Origin of the sequence: Halobellus captivus (assembly GCF_003697845.1) — an archaeon.
GTDB classification, from domain to species: Archaea; Halobacteriota; Halobacteria; order Halobacteriales; family Haloferacaceae; genus Halorubrum; species Halorubrum glutamatedens.
The window spans coordinates 152,379-166,757 of sequence record NZ_RDQE01000003.1; the positions used below are offsets into that span (position 1 = coordinate 152,379).

Sequence of the window (14,379 nt, forward strand, 5' to 3'; positions counted from 1 at the left end):
GCATGGATATAGTATACCCGTTCGCCGGGATCGTCGACCAGACGGCGATGAAACGGGCGTTGTTAGTCAATGCCGTCAACCCTGACGTGAGCGGTGTGCTCCTTCGCGGTGAACGCGGAACGGCCAAGTCGACCGCCGTTCGGGCACTGACGGACGTATTGCCGCAGATCGAAGTCGTCGCGGACTGTCCCTACGGGTGTCAGCCGGACGCCCCTGACCGGATGTGTTCGGACTGCCGGGAGCGACACGAGGCTGACGAGGACCTCTCGACGGAGCGACGACAGATGCGCGTGGTGGATCTCCCGCTGAACGCCTCGGAGGACCGTGTGGTCGGCAGTATCGACCTCCAGCGGGCCGTCCGATCGGGCGAGTCGACGTTCGAGCCGGGGATCCTCGCGGAGGCCAACCGCAACATCCTCTACGTCGACGAGGTGAACCTCCTGGACGATCACATCGTCGACGTCCTGCTCGACGCGGCGGCGATGGGCGAAAACATCGTCGAACGTGAGGGCGTCTCCTTCCGGCACCCCGCGGAGTTCGTCCTTGTGGGGACCATGAACCCCGAAGAGGGGGGGCTACGACCGCAGCTGCTCGATCGGTTCGACATCGTCGTGGACGTCGAGGCTAGCGACGACCCTGCCGAGCGGGTCAAGATCGCCGAACGCCGCGAGGCGTTCGACGCGGACCCGGAAGGGTTCCACGCCGAGTATGCGGCTGAACAGGACGCACTCCGTGAGCAGGTTCGGGCCGCGAGAGAGCTCGTCGAGCGCGTCGAGATGCCCGAGGAGCGACAGCGCGACGCGTCCTACGACGCACTCCGAAAGCGCGCCCACGGCATGCGGGCGGACATCGCCGTCTCGCGGATCGCTCGCGCCATCGCTGCGCTCGAGGGCGAGGCGGAAGTCGCCGACGCTCACGTCTCGGAGGCGCAGTACTTCGCGTTCCCACACCGCGTCGAGGGCGTCCCGGAGATGTCCTTCGGTGAAGCGGCGCTCTCGACCGGGAACGACGAGGAGGCCGAAGAGGGTGAGGACGACGACGATGAGCCCGAAGGCGACGACTCCGCCGACCAGGAGGGTGGGGGGATCCCCATCGCCGAGGGTGAGGAGTCCTACACGGTCGACCGGACTGCTATCGACCCGCCGAAAGACCGGACGATGCGGAGCGCACTCGCACGACGGACCCCCTCGCGGGTCGACGTTCGCAGCGGCCGGTACGTCCGCTCGCGCATCCAGGAGGACGTCGACGACGTGGCCATCGACGCCACGTTGCGTGCGGCAGCGCCGCACCAGCGACAGCGGGGGCGGGGGGACGACGATCTCGTGATCGAACCCCGCGATCTCCGGCAGAAGCTCCGCGAGCGGACTGCCCGGGCGCTGGTGGTGTTCGCCGTCGACGCTAGCGGGAGCGTGATGAGCGGCCGACAGATGATGGAGACCAAACGCGGCTTGCTCTCGCTGATCGAGGACGCCTACCGCGCCCGGAACCGAGTCGCCGTCATCGTGTTCCGGGGCGAGGACGCGTTCACGCTGGTCGAACCGACCCGGAACCACCGCCGCGCCCGTGACGCGGTCTCGCGCCTGACCGTCGGCGGCAACACGCCGCTGGCCCACGGACTCGTCGAGGCGTACCAGCTGGTGCAGCGAGAGAAGCGCCGGGATCAGGACCTCTATCCGCTCGTCGTGGTGCTGTCGGACGGCCAGTCGAACGTCGAGTACCGCGAGGACGGCGACGGAAAGGAGGACGCGTTCCGGGCCGCAGCGCTGTTCGACGAGGACGACATCCCCTCGGTGTTCGTTGACACGGGCCACCAGATCGACACCACGCCCGACGAGATCTGGACCGACCGGAAAGCTAGGCGCATGAAGCGTAAACGCCACGAGCGGAATCGCGAGTTCGCAGCCACGATGGGTGCGGACTACCTGCCGCTGATCGACCTGCCGCGCGACGTCGATCTCGAAGCGCTCGACTGGGAGGAAGGAACCGCATAGTCTGAACTACCGCGACGAAACGGAGTCGACCACGATCGATGACCGACCACGACATCACACACGACACGCCGACGACCGAGGAGGAATCGCAGGCCACGGGAACGTTCCCGTTCACGGCCATCGTCGACCAGACCGAGATGAAACGCGCCCTGGTGCTGAACGCCATCAACCCCGACGTCGGTGGCGTACTGATCCGGGGCGAGCGTGGAACGGCCAAATCCACCGCCGTCCGCGCGCTGGTGGAGGTGTTACCCGACGTCACCGTCGTCGCGGACTGTCCCTACGGCTGTCCCCCCGACGACCCCGACCGAATGTGCGACGACTGCCGCGAGCGCCACGACGCCGGCGAGCGCCTCCCCACGGAGACGCGGGCGATGCGCGTGGTGGACCTGCCGCTGAACGCCTCGGAGGATCGCGTCGTCGGCAGTATCGACCTCGAACGCGCGGTACAGGCAGGGGAACGGGAGTTCGAGCCGGGAATCCTCGCGGAGGCCAACCGCAACATCCTCTACGTCGACGAAGTGAACCTCCTGGACGACCACATCGTCGACGTGCTGCTCGACGCGGCGGCGATGGGCGAGAACATCGTCGAGCGCGAGGGCGTCTCCTTCCGGCATCCAGCGGAGTTCATTCTGGTCGGGACGATGAACCCCGAAGAGGGGGATCTCCGACCCCAGCTTCTCGACCGGTTCGGCCTCGTCGTCGACGTCGAGGGGGTCACCGAGGTGGACGACCGAGTCGAGATCAGCCGCCGGCGCGCGGCGTTCGAGGCCGATTCCGAGTCGTTCCGCGCGGAGTACGACGACGAGCAGGCGGGGCTCCGGAGCGACATCTCTGCCGCCCGGGAGCGACTCGACGAGGTTACTCTCGGCGACGACGTGGCCAAGCTGATCGCCGGGATGAACATCGAACTCGACGTCGACGGTCACCGCGGCGACATCACGCTCAGGCGCGCTGCCCGAACCTTGGCAGCGTTCGAAGGCGACGACGAAGTCACCGTCCGCACCGTGCGCCGCGTCGCACGGATGGGCCTCGAACATCGTCTCCAGCGGCTCCCCTTCGAGGAGGAAGAAAAGGACATCATGAGCGTCTTCCACGACGTTCGACGCGATCTCGGCCTCGAGGACTGACTGGCCCGGTCGACCTGTTTCGCTATCCGTCGTCGATCCCGGTAACTGGTCGTTTGATTGTGATTTCTTAGCCCCCCAGGGAATGATGATTTGAGGTACACTTATTGTGGATGATAGAACATGACGATGTGGGAACGCGTAACGGAGTAGCACACACCAGGAGCGTTCCCGGAACCGAAACCATGCCAGAGTACGACTTCAGCGGCAAGGTGGCGTTCGTCACCGGTGCCGGTCACGGTCAGGGACGCTCGCACGCACAGCACTACGCGGAACACGGCGCCGACGTCGTCGTCACCGACATCTGCGAGAACATCGAGACGAACCCGTATGACATGAGTACACCCGACGAACTCGAGGAGACGGTCGACCTCGTCGAGGACGAAGGGCAGGAGGCGCTGGCGCTCCAGATGGACGTACGGGAGGAGGACGAAGTCGAAGCCGCCGTCGAGGAGGCGATCGATCACTTCGGCGAGATCGATTTCCTCGCCAACAACGCGGGCATCTTCAACGCCGCCGACGCGACGGAGATGAGCGAGCAGCAGTGGGACGAGATGATCGACACGAACCTGAAGGGCGTCTGGCTCTGCTCGAAGCACGTCGGCCAGCACTTCATCGAGCGCGGCGACGGCGGCAAGATCATCTCGACGGCATCGACGGCCGCGTTCACGGGCTCCCCCGGGAACGGTCACTACGTTGCGACCAAACACGGAGTACGCGGCCTGACGAAGACGCTGGCGCTGGAACTCGCCGAGTACGACGTCAACGTCAACGCCGTCGCACCGACCGGGATGGATACGCCGATGATCTCCGGTTACGTCGAAGCCTACGGCGACGAACTCCTCGAGGAGACTATGGCGATGACCGGGCCGGCGAACGTGTTCGAGCCCGGGGAGATGCTCCAGCCCAAGGAGATCAGCGAGGCGTACATGTGGCTCTCGAGCGACGCCGCCCAGTACGTCACCGGCACGACGCTGAAAGTGGACGCTGGCATGACAGCGAAGTGATCCAGGACGATGGCCGAATACGACTTCAGCGGCAAGGTGGCGTTCGTCACCGGCGCCGCACATGGACAGGGCGAATCGCACGCGGTCAACTACGCGAAGAACGGTGCGGATGTCGTCGCCGTCGACCTCAACCGGAACAAGGAGACGGTCCCGTACGACCTCGGTACCGCGGACGAGCTCGAAGCGACCGCCGAGGCGGTCCGAGAGCACGGACAGGAGGCGCTTACCGTCGAAGCCGACGTCTCCGACGAGGCCCAAGTCGAAGCGGCGGTCGAAGCGGCGATCGACGAGTTCGGCAAGATCGACATCCTCGCGAACAACGCCGGGATCGAGTCGTTTTCCGAGGCCGTAGAGCTCGACGAGCGGATGTGGGACGAACTCCTCGACACGAACCTCAAGGGGATCTGGCTGTGCGCCAAACACGTCGGCCAGCACTTCATCGAGCGCGGTGACGGCGGCAAGATCGTCAACACCGCGTCGGTGTCGGGGATGACCGGTATCCCGCTCGGCAACGCGCACTACGTCGCCTCCAAGCACGGCGTGATCGGCCTCACGAAAACGCTGGCGCTCGAGCTGGCCGAGTACGACGTGAACGTCAACGCGGTCGCGCCGGGCGGGATCGACACGCCGATGGTCACCGGACTGATCGAGGCCTACGGCGAGGAGGTACTGGGCGAGTCTCAAGAGCTCTCGGGTCCATGGAACATCTTCGACGAGGAGGGGATGCAGGACTCCCAGTCGATCACCGACGCGTATCTCTGGCTCTCGAGCGACGCCGCCCGCTACGTCACCGGCATCACGATCCCCGTTGACGCCGGCTTCACGGCGAAATGAACCACGACAGAACACGAAGACAATGGTAAGCTACGACTTCAGCGGCAAGGTGGCGTTCGTCACCGGCGCCGCACACGGGCAGGGGAGATCGCACGCACAGCACTACGCGAGACACGGCGCCGACGTCGTCGTCACTGACGTCGGGGAGAACCTTGATCACGTCCCCTACGACATGGGGACCACGGACGAACTGGAGGAGACCGCCCGCATAGTTGAGGACGAGGGGCAGGACGTGCTCGCGATCCAGATGGACGTTCGTGAGGAGGAACGAGTCGAGGCGGCGGTCGATCAAGCCTTGGAGGAGTTCGGTCGGATCGATATCCTCGCGAACAACGCCGGTATCTGGCCGATGGCGGATCTGGTCGAGATGGACGAGGCGCTCTGGGACGTGGTAATCGACACCGTTCTCAAGGGTGTCTGGCTCTGCTCGAAACACGTCGGCCAGCACTTCATCGACCGTGGCGACGGCGGGAAGATCGTCTCCACCTCCTCGACCGCCGGTCTCGTCGGTGCACCCGGGGCTGGCCACTACGTCGCGGGCAAACACGGCGTCATCGGACTGACGAAGACGCTCGCTTTGGAACTAGCCGAGTACGACGTCAACGTCAACGCAGTCTGTCCGACGGCGCTGGACAGTCCGGGAATGAACAACTACATCGAGACGTACGGCCCGGAGATGCTCGAGGAGATGGGTGAGATGACCGGGCCGATGAACGTGTTCGAACCGGGCGAGATGATCGAGGAGCAGGACATCAGCGAGGCGTACATGTGGCTCTCCAGCGACGCTGCACGCTACGTCACGGGTATCGCATTACCCGTCGATGCGGGAGCGACCGCAAAATGATCACAGTCAAATCACGAGATAGATGGTAACATATGACTTCAGCGGCAAGGTGGCGTTCGTCACCGGCGCCGCACACGGGCAGGGGAGATCGCACGCACAGCACTACGCGAGACACGGCGCCGACGTCGTCGTCACTGACGTCTCCGGGGATGTCGAATCCGTCCCCTACGATCTCGGAACGGAGGACGAACTCAACGAGACCGCCAGCATGGTCGAGGACGAGGGCCAGGAGGCACTCGCGATCGGGATGGACGTTCGCAAGGAGGACGAAGTCAAATCGGCCGTCGAGGAGGCGGTCGATCACTTCGGCCGGATCGATATCCTCGCCAACAACGCTGGGATCGTCACCATCTCGGACATGACCGAGATGGACGAGGCGATGTGGGACGAGATGATCGACACGAACCTCAAGGGCGTGTGGCTCTGCGCGAAACACGTCGGCCAGCACTTCATCGAGCGGGGTGGTGGCGGGAAGATCGTCTCTACCTCATCGACAAACGGGCTCATCGGTTCACCGGGGAACGGTCACTACGTCGCAGCGAAGCACGGCGTCATCGGCTTGACGAAGACGCTAGCGCTCGAGCTGGCCGAGTACGACGTCAACGTCAACGCCGTCTGTCCGACTGTCGTAAACACGCCGATGATCACTGGAATGGCAGAGGCCTACGGCGAGGAAGTCCTCGCGGATATCGGAGAGCTCACGGGTCCGATGAACGTCTTCCAGCCCGAAGATCCGGGTATCGAGTCGTCCGACATCAGCGAGGCATTCCTGTGGCTCTCCAGCGACGCCGCACGCTATGTGACTGGGATCGCACTCCCGATAGACGCGGGCACCTCCGCGAAGTAATCGACGATGGTAAGCTACGACTTCAGCGGCAAGGTGGCGTTCGTCACCGGTGCCGCACATGGACAGGGTGAATCGCACGCACAGCACTACGCGAGACACGGCGCCGACGTCGTCGTCACCGATATCGGTCACAACGTCGATTCAGTCCCGTACGACCTCGGGACGTCCGACGAACTGGAGGAGACCGCGGGTTTGGTCGAGGACGAGGGCCAAGAGGCCCTGACCATCGAGATGGACGTCCGTAGCGAAGACGAGGTAGCGTCCGCCGTCGACGAAGCCATCGACCACTTCGGACAAGTCGATATCCTCGCCAACAACGCCGGGATTGGGTCGATGTCGGACGCGGTCGAAATGGACGAGGCGATGTGGGACGAGATGATCGACACGAACCTCAAGGGCGTGTGGCTCTGCGCGAAACACGTCGGTCAGCACTTCATCGACCGTGGCGACGGCGGAAAGATCGTCTCGACTGCTTCGACTGCAGGAGCGATCGGAATCCCTTCACAGGGGCACTACGTCGCCGCGAAACACGGCGTCGTCGGCTTGACGAAGACGCTAGCGCTCGAACTCGCGGAGTACGACGTCAACGTCAACTGTATCGGGCCGACGGGCATCGATACGCCGATGATTTCCGGATTCAACGAAGCATACGGTGAAGAGGCACTCGGTGAGATGGCGGAATTAACCGGCCCATGGAACGTGTTCGGCGACGGCGGGATGCTCGATTCGAAAGACATCAGTGAAGCGTACATGTGGCTCTCCAGCGACGCCGCACGCTACGTCACCGGCATCTATCTGCCAGTTGATGCCGGCTTCCTCGCGAAGTAGCGGCCTCCGTTTTCACTTTTCCAGCTCAGTCCTCCCCACCCCAGTACGACGCCAGTCCCACCGCCATCGCCGTCCCGGCGACGAACGCGATCGCCAGTGTGGCCGGCTCTACGGCATCACGGTACACCCACGCCAGCGAGCCGGCGACGAGGACGTTCACGCTTCCCCACACCGCGTTCGCTACCGCGCTCGACTCCGGACCCATCGGCGTCATGTGGCGCTCGCCGGTGATCCCCTTGACGAAGTGTGGAACCGCGTTCGCGCCGAACAGGCCGATCACGGCGTACACGACGAGTTCGACAACTGTTGGCATACGTATCCCTGCGGGTCGCGTCGTAATAGTCCTAAGGCCGACACCACCGCAAGCTAATTCGGCTCGCAGCGCGAACGACCCGACCGTGCCTCGCTACGAGTTCGACGGACAGGTCGCGTTCGTCACCGGCGCCGGCCGCGGACAGGGGCGCTCCCACGCCCAGCACTACGCGAAACACGGCGCCGACGTGGTCGTACTCGGCGAGAGCCGCGGTATCGAAACCAGCCCGTATCCGCTCGCGTCGGCGGCCGAGCTCGAGGAGACGGCCAGGCTCGTCGAAGACGAGGAGCAGGAGGCGCTCGTCGTCCGTGCGGACGTTCGCGACGGGGATCGCGTCGAAGCTGCGGTCTCGACTGCGCTCGACGCGTTCGGACGGATCGACATCCTCGCCAACAACGCCGGGATCTGGAACGTCACCGACCTCGTCGAGATGGACGAGCAGCGCTGGGACGAGCTGGTGGACTCGGACCTCAAGGGCGCGTGGCTCTGTGCGAAACACGTCGGCCAGCACTTCATCGAGCGCGGCGACGGCGGCAAGATCGTCTCGACCGCGTCGACGGCCGGTCTCGTCGGCGCGAAACGATCGGGTCACTACGCGGCCGCCAAACACGGCGTCGTCGGCCTGACGAAGGCGCTCGCGCTCGAACTGGCGCCCCACGACGTGAACGTCAACGCGGTCGCCCCGACCGGCGTCGCGACGCCGATGATCGACGGCATCCTCGAGACCGTTGGCGAGGAAGCGCTCTCGTCGGTGTCCGACGCCAGCGGATCGATGAACGTGCTCGACGAACAACTGATCGAGCCACGCGACGTGAGCGAGGCGTACATGTGGCTCTCCAGCGACGCCGCACGCTACGTCACCGGCGTGACTCTCCCCGTCGACGCGGGCATGCTTGCAAAGTAACCATGAGTCGAACCACTCTCGTCGTCCTCATCACCGGCTTGTTCGCCCGGGATCGGTCGCGCGACTACACGGCGCTTTCTCGACGCCGGCTAGGAGTTCGTCACCGACCGTGAGGATCACGCCGGTCGTACCCATTCGTATTCATCGGTATTTCGCCGCCAGTAGTCTAAGTCTATGGCCGCCGGTACGCGATCGAATGCGCTACCGTCCGGGGTTACAGCCGACGAGCGAGCAGTTCGCCATCGTAGTATGCCCGGTCGAGTTTTCGGGGGGAAACGGCGTCGCCGATCCGGTAGACGTCGTCGCGACGCTCGTCGAGTTCGAGGTAGAGCGACTCGTCGGCCTGTCTGCGCCCGGCGACGACGACCGTCTCCGGCTCACGGCTCTCGGTGTCACCGGTCAGCGTGTTCCGAAGTATGGCCGTCCCGTCCGCGTCGACCGCATCCACCACGCGGTTCCCAGTGAACGCCGCCCCTTGTGCCTGCAGCGCGGCGACGAACCCCGGGAGGTTGGGCTGTTCTGTTCGGAACGCGGGGTAGTGGTCGCTGGAGACCATCTCTACCGATGCCCCACGACCGAGGAGTTCCAGTCCGGTCTGGACGGTGATCACCCAGCGGTTCTCGTCGAAGAGCAGCACGTCCTCGCCCACCTCGGCCCCCTCGAGCACGTCGAACGCGTTCACGACGTTGCCCTCGAACCGTTTCGAGGTGTCGGGCCGGGTTGCCCCGGTGGCGACGACGACAGCATCCCACGATGGATCCACGTCGTCAGCGCTCACTGGTGACTCCAGCTCGACGGTCACGCCGGTGTCATGGACGGCGGCTTCGAGATCCTCCGCGGCACGTTCGAACGGTGCAAGTGGTCCCTGTGCTGCGAGCCCGAGTTGCCCGCCGAGACTGTCGCTCGCCTCGCGCAGGGTCACGTCGTGCCCCCGCCGGGCTGCGACGGCGGCGAAACGGAGGCCGGCAGGTCCACCGCCCACGACGAGGACCTCCTGCGGGAGCGCCGCATCGTCGATGTCCCCGAGTGCCGGGAGTTCGGACTCGCGACCCGTTCTGGGATTCACAACGCACTCGACGTGGCCGCCATGAGCGTGGCCGTAGACGGCCTCCAGACACTTCTGGTTACACTGGATACAGCGGTTGTAGTGCTCCCCGTCCGTAGCCTTCGCGAGCGTCTCGGCGTCGGCCAGCAACTGGCGGGTGAAACCTACGAACTCGGCACCTGCGTCGAACAGCGCGTCGGCGTCGTCGACGGTCGTGAACGGTAAGCGACCGATAACAGGCACATCGATCGCATCGGCAACTGTGGCGATCGGGTCGATCAGATTTGGCGCTTCTGCCGAGACGCCGGCATGGGTCTGGTTGTAGGTCGCGTGGCTTCCCACTGTACATGAGAGGTAGTCGAATCCCGAGAGAGCGTCGAGTATTTGGGGCACATCGTCGAACTCGTAACCGCCGTATTCTAATTCCGCGAGCGAAAGATGGAGACCGACCGGGCCGTCGATCCGGTCGTCGACGGCGTCGATCGCTTCGTTCACGAAGCGCGAGCGAGCGACCCAGTCACCGCCGTACTCGTCGTCCCGGGCGTTGTACCGCGGTGAGAGGAACTGCCGCAGCACCGAAAACGGGCCTGCAGTCAATTCGACGCCGTCGAAGCTAGCGGCGTCGAGGTTCGCTGCGGCGTCGCCGAATCCTGACAATACCGCCTCGATGTCGTCACGGGTCATCGTCTTTGGCATCTCGTAGGCGGCATCTGAGGGTGATGCTGAGGGAGCCAGCTGGGGCTGCATCTCCCAGTCGCCGCGGGACTCCGCCCCCGTGTGGGTGAGTTGACCGATGATTTTGGCGTCGTGTTCGTGAACCGTATCGACGACGCTCCGTAGTGCCGGTATCGCATCGTCGTCGTATGCATTGACGAACGCTGATCCGCTGGCCGATGGGTGGACAAGCATCTCTGCAGGGCCGACGACGAGCCCCGCTCCACCGGCTGCGCGGGCACCAAGATGGGCAGCGAGTGCCTCAGTCGGCCTACTGTCGTCGACGAATCGGGTACGAACCGGTCGGAAAACGCCACGATTCGGCACCGAAAGAGATCCGATCGTTGCTGAACCGAAGAGATCCATGCTAATAGCTATCAAGTAGTTATACTTGAAGATAGCGGCGTTCACTCATCTCTTCTTCTAGACTGAACAAACATCTTTAATTCACGATCTATGTTTAGCACAGCTGAACAATAATAAACGATCAACCATGATGAATAGGGTTGTTTTTGCCCCTTGGAGACAAGAATAGAGACTAAGTCAGAGAATCATCATAACTATAGAAAACCACGGCCTGATACAGTATAAAGAACGATCATTTATTCTGGTAGAACAGTCATCCATTCCAGCTATACAACCAGTCAATTTATGTTAATGGATACTCCATCGACACCTCATGGGAACAAATAATAATAAGGAAGTAAGCGCAATCAGCCGGACGATTCGAATCGTCGAAACGCTTCATGATCTTCAAATCGCCGGCGTCACCCAGATCGCCAATTCCGCAGAGTTACCAAAAAGTTCGGTATACAATCATCTCAGAACCCTTGAGAACAGAGGATACGTTATCAAGAATGATGGTGACTACGAACTAGGTCTACGTTTCCTCCCACTTGGTGAGGCTGCTAGACGGCGACTCGACATATATCGGGCTTCGCGTACTGAGATCGAACAACTTGGCGACGATACGGGAATCAACGCGTACCTATCTGTTGAGGAACGAGGACGGGCAACAGTGATTTTTCGCCACTTGGAGAACGAGATTGACCTCGGCTCGATCGGAACGACAGTACCCTTGACTACATCGTCAATGGGAAAGGCAATTCTAGCACAACTTCCGCAAAAACGCATTGACGAGATCATCGAACAACATGGGCTTCCCGAGATGACCGAGTCCAGTATCGTTGACAGGGATGGTCTCGACGAAGAGTTGGAACAGATCCGACAACAGGGCTTCGCTCTCGACAGGGGAGAACACGTCAAGCGACTTAGAGGCGTTGGTGCCCCTGTTTTGGGGCCTGACGGTGGGGTGTGTGGAGCAGTCAGCGTAGCGGGCCCGGAACGTGAGTTACAAGACGAGTTCTTCAATGAAGAACTTCCGGATACGGTTCTAGACACGACGAATATTATCGAGTTACGATTGATGGAGAATATGTCTGTGTAAGACCGGTCGCCTTCAAGTCACGACACCGGAGTTACACGGCCACGGCAATTTCCTAACACGCTGTAATTACCTGAATTCGAGGACTAAGTACCTCTCAAGTTTGACGCAAACAACGAGACCAGTTCAAAGATCAGCGATTTGAGCGACCGACAGTCTTCCATCCGTGAACGATGAAACGAACGCGAGCACTGACTAGGGTAGTACTTTTTTTGAATTATATACTGTAGGGATTACACCACTAGTGATGTAATCTCTTGGTTGAGCAACGACCCAAGAGTGAGATCGTCGAGGCTTGCCGGGCTGAGAACACTTCCTCCGAGGACACGCAATTTTTCGAGCTACAGACGTTTTTCTCGTCAAGACCTCCTCGACAGACTACCGCGTTCGCCTGTTCTATTTGATGTTGGCGGTACTCTTGTACAATACCAGGAGCTCACCTACTTCCTGCTGAAAGCGGACGCGACGGTGAGATGGACTACGCATCCGTGTTGACTGCGGATGAGTGTGTTGAGTTCGTTGCCTCGTCGTTGATTCTACACGACTGATCGGCTGAACCTTCGCTGAGTCTGCCGTTCCTGAGTGACAACCCTGCTCAGCAGCGTCAAAATCAACGCAATTTCGCACGTTCACCTGATAAATACGACCAAGAGAGCCCTAAATCGGTACCTGATCGGTGAGAAGGACCACGAATTGAAGCCAACTTAATCCAAACTGGCTTATCCTCCGAAACTGTGGGGGTGCGGAGAGAGATAATTGATATAGCGGAATATCGTTTATTTGATCGATGCGAAACGACGTTCGACGGCTGATCGCCGCTGGAACGAGGAAGTGCGGGTGTGGACGGATCTCGTTACCGACGCTATAACAGCCGATACACGTTGGCCTCGTAGGTCTCCCGCACCTGGTCCCCCCAGTTGTGGGTGTAGGTGTCGATCACGTCGTCGGCGACGTCTCCGCGGAGGTATTTGACGACGCCACGGTCGCCGGTACGGTCCCTGAGGTGGGTGGTAAAGAAGTGTCTGAAGTAGTGGGGGGTGACGTTCTCGCCCGCTCCGCCGCCGGTTCGATACCAGCCCGCATCGCGGGCGTATCGCTCGACGATGTGACGGACCGCCTGGGGGTCGAGTCGCTCGCCCCACCCCTCCGACGTGCCGACGAAAAGCGGTCCGGCCGGAGACGTCGTGTCGGGTCGTATCGCGAGCCACCGTTTCAAAACCGTGTGAAGTTCGTCGTCGACCGGTATCACCGTCTCCCGTTTGCGCTTGTTCGAGGCGGTACGGACCGCTCCGTTCAGCTCCTCTCCGACCGCCGCATCGGGAGTCACGTACAGCGAGTTCGGCCGATCCGTAAGCGCCGGACGCGTACCCAGCGGGTACGTCGTCTCGAGTTCCGGATCCGCCACCGAGAGATCGCGAAGATCGAGGTTACAGAGCTCTCCCACCCGCATTCCGGTCTTCAGTAGCGTACAGACGAGCGCCCTATGGAGCGGATGGGTGATCCCGGCGACGAACGACCGCATTCGTGGGATCGATATGTCCCGTCGAGCGGGGTCCTTGTCTATCGTCTCGTCCATCTCCTCCATCACGAGCGTCATCGGGTTTCCGTCGAAGACGCCGACCTCGGTCATGTACCCGTAAAAGCGGTGGAGATACGCCGCGTACGTCGCAACTGTGCTCTCCGCGAGGTCGCCTCGTAGCGAGTGGACGAACGCCATACAGTCCCGATGCGTCGCCGTCCGCGGAGTGGTCCCGTCGTCGAGAAACGCCTCATATCGCCTGAGAACGCGTTCGTAGGACCCTCTCGTTCGATCCGTCTTCCCGTGATACAGTAGGTCCTCGATGAAGTAGCCGACCGGATCCTCGACGTTCTCCGTCGTCTGCGTGCTACTCATCGACGAGGGTGTACCCTCCTTCGCGTCCGCTGTATCGGACGCGATCTCGTTTCTGTAGGGATTCCAACGTCTCCTCCAGTCTGTCCTCGAAGTCGTCGAACACCGCGTCCACGAGATCGTCCCACGACGAGTGGCCGTCGGCGATCGCCGATTCGATCCGTGTTTCGAGGTCGTGACCCCCGGGGTTTGACCCCTTGGATCGGGTCTCCTCGGGGGTACTCCCCTCTCCGACCGTGAATCCACGTCTGCCGGCCTGTACCATCGTTCTGACGAACTCGCTCTGGGACATCCCGAGCTCGTCGGCGTGTCGTTGCCAGCGCGTTTTCTGATCGGCCGGAACGTACGTCTTCACCGATCGGCGGTCATCGCTCATTCGTTTCGTCCCACTCACCGTGTCGACTTGAATGTATCCCATATTTGCGGATAAGGTCACTTATCCTCATTCTCAAACCTACTTTTACGCGGCTTTTTGGTTCGTATTTTCCGGATAACTCTTTTTTAGTCCCATATCCCCCGATTAATACACCTCCAGATATAGGTTCAGAACCCCGGATTAGTGATGTGGGATCGGATGCGGTGCGTTCGTG

Annotated in this window: 13 protein-coding genes and 1 pseudogene; 10 read left to right on the top strand and 4 right to left on the bottom strand. The window is 61.9% G+C overall.

What is annotated here, in order from left to right; all coding sequences use genetic code 11:
- The first annotated feature begins 2 nt into the window (after positions 1-2).
- From EAO78_RS04590 to EAO78_RS04620, 7 genes are all read left to right on the top strand, one after another.
- The gene (locus tag EAO78_RS04590) at positions 3-1,991 is read left to right on the top strand and encodes a VWA domain-containing protein (protein ID WP_122104681.1); all 1,989 of its coding nucleotides are present in this window, start codon (positions 3-5) and stop codon (positions 1,989-1,991) included.
- 38 nt (positions 1,992-2,029) lie between these two features.
- Positions 2,030-3,121 (top strand): ATP-binding protein, encoded by a 1,092-nt coding sequence (locus tag EAO78_RS04595; protein ID WP_122104682.1) that lies wholly within the window; start codon positions 2,030-2,032, stop codon positions 3,119-3,121.
- 182 nt (positions 3,122-3,303) lie between these two features.
- On the top strand, positions 3,304-4,125 hold the full coding sequence (locus tag EAO78_RS04600; RefSeq protein ID WP_122104683.1) for a mycofactocin-coupled SDR family oxidoreductase: 822 nt from the start codon (positions 3,304-3,306) through the stop codon (positions 4,123-4,125).
- Positions 4,126-4,134: 9 nt separating this feature from the next.
- Positions 4,135-4,959 carry a mycofactocin-coupled SDR family oxidoreductase gene (locus tag EAO78_RS04605; protein ID WP_122104684.1) on the top strand — a complete coding sequence of 275 codons (825 nt, stop codon included), beginning with the start codon at positions 4,135-4,137 and terminating at the stop codon, positions 4,957-4,959.
- A 22-nt stretch (positions 4,960-4,981) separates the two neighbouring features.
- Complete coding sequence (locus EAO78_RS04610) at positions 4,982-5,803, top strand: mycofactocin-coupled SDR family oxidoreductase (protein ID WP_122104685.1); 822 nt, start codon at positions 4,982-4,984, stop codon at positions 5,801-5,803.
- Between the two features lie 22 nt (positions 5,804-5,825).
- Positions 5,826-6,650: a mycofactocin-coupled SDR family oxidoreductase gene (locus EAO78_RS04615; RefSeq protein WP_122104686.1), complete on the top strand. Its 825-nt coding sequence runs from the start codon at positions 5,826-5,828 to the stop codon at positions 6,648-6,650.
- 6 nt (positions 6,651-6,656) lie between these two features.
- Positions 6,657-7,478 (top strand): mycofactocin-coupled SDR family oxidoreductase, encoded by an 822-nt coding sequence (locus tag EAO78_RS04620; protein WP_122104687.1) that lies wholly within the window; start codon positions 6,657-6,659, stop codon positions 7,476-7,478.
- Positions 7,479-7,503: 25 nt separating this feature from the next.
- On the opposite strand, the gene EAO78_RS04625 is transcribed toward EAO78_RS04620, so the two are convergent.
- Entirely contained in the window at positions 7,504-7,791 is a 288-nt protein-coding gene (locus EAO78_RS04625) for a hypothetical protein (protein ID WP_122104688.1), read from the bottom strand.
- Between the two features lie 85 nt (positions 7,792-7,876).
- On the opposite strand from EAO78_RS04625, the gene EAO78_RS04630 reads away from it, so the two are divergent.
- Positions 7,877-8,695 carry a mycofactocin-coupled SDR family oxidoreductase gene (locus tag EAO78_RS04630; protein ID WP_122104689.1) on the top strand — a complete coding sequence of 273 codons (819 nt, stop codon included), beginning with the start codon at positions 7,877-7,879 and terminating at the stop codon, positions 8,693-8,695.
- Positions 8,696-8,909: 214 nt separating this feature from the next.
- On the opposite strand, the gene EAO78_RS04635 is transcribed toward EAO78_RS04630, so the two are convergent.
- The gene (locus tag EAO78_RS04635; RefSeq protein WP_203227827.1) at positions 8,910-10,865 is read right to left on the bottom strand and encodes an oxidoreductase; all 1,956 of its coding nucleotides are present in this window, start codon (positions 10,863-10,865) and stop codon (positions 8,910-8,912) included.
- Positions 10,866-11,133: 268 nt separating this feature from the next.
- Between EAO78_RS04635 and EAO78_RS04640 the strand changes: the two genes are divergently transcribed.
- Both EAO78_RS04640 and EAO78_RS18665 read left to right on the top strand, forming a co-directional pair.
- Complete coding sequence (locus EAO78_RS04640) at positions 11,134-11,901, top strand: IclR family transcriptional regulator (protein WP_122104690.1); 768 nt, start codon at positions 11,134-11,136, stop codon at positions 11,899-11,901.
- 349 nt (positions 11,902-12,250) lie between these two features.
- A pseudogene (locus tag EAO78_RS18665) lies at positions 12,251-12,446 on the top strand (transposase); the annotation flags it as partial.
- 314 nt (positions 12,447-12,760) lie between these two features.
- On the opposite strand, the gene EAO78_RS04650 reads toward EAO78_RS18665, so the two are convergent.
- Together EAO78_RS04650 and EAO78_RS04655 are read right to left on the bottom strand one after the other, a co-directional pair.
- A complete protein-coding gene (locus EAO78_RS04650; protein WP_122104691.1) occupies positions 12,761-13,792 on the bottom strand; it encodes a tyrosine-type recombinase/integrase in 1,032 nt (343 codons plus the stop codon).
- Complete coding sequence (locus tag EAO78_RS04655) at positions 13,785-14,165, bottom strand: DUF5805 domain-containing protein (RefSeq protein ID WP_122104828.1); 381 nt, start codon at positions 14,163-14,165, stop codon at positions 13,785-13,787. The genes EAO78_RS04650 and EAO78_RS04655 overlap by 8 nt, the downstream gene beginning before the upstream one ends.
- Positions 14,166-14,379: the final 214 nt, after the last annotated feature.